Here is a 478-nt window from a genome sequence, read left to right on the forward strand (position 1 = left end):
GTTCAGCGGGGGGATATCCGTACCTCTACGGATGGGTTCGCCCATTCGGAGACCCCCGGGTCGAAGGATGTGTGCTCCTCGCCGGGGATTATCGCAGCTTGCCGCGTCCTTCATCGGCTCCCTGTGCCAAGGCATCCGCCGTGCGCCCGTGGTATCTTGCGGGACCGCTCCGGGCCCGCGGGATATCCACGTGTCGCTAATATAGATTAATCGATATCATGAATAGCGCTCTCATGTCGCAATTCGGGTATCTCATACCGCGGCACAGCGTGTTCCACTGTGCTCGCGATCAGATGCTCCTCACTCATAATTAAGTGAATTCCTCTTGTTTGGATCGGATGAATGATTGCTATCATTCTTGATTTAATCGCAGAAAAGAATCGAGTCTGGAAGAGGATACTCTTCCATCTCTCTCCTATCGCTATGCGGCTCTCAAGGTACGCGGGTGCGACCCCGGGGACCGGGTGCTGCGGGGACG

Annotated in this window: 1 rRNA gene; it reads right to left on the reverse strand. The window is 56.1% G+C overall.

The features are described 5' to 3' along the window. Positions 1-162 (reverse strand): 23S ribosomal RNA (locus tag ACTNDJ_RS08975); the annotation flags it as partial. Positions 163-478 lie beyond the last annotated feature (316 nt).

The organism is Collinsella sp. HCP3S3_D1, assembly GCF_052064015.1.
GTDB lineage: Bacteria > Actinomycetota > Coriobacteriia > Coriobacteriales > Coriobacteriaceae > Collinsella.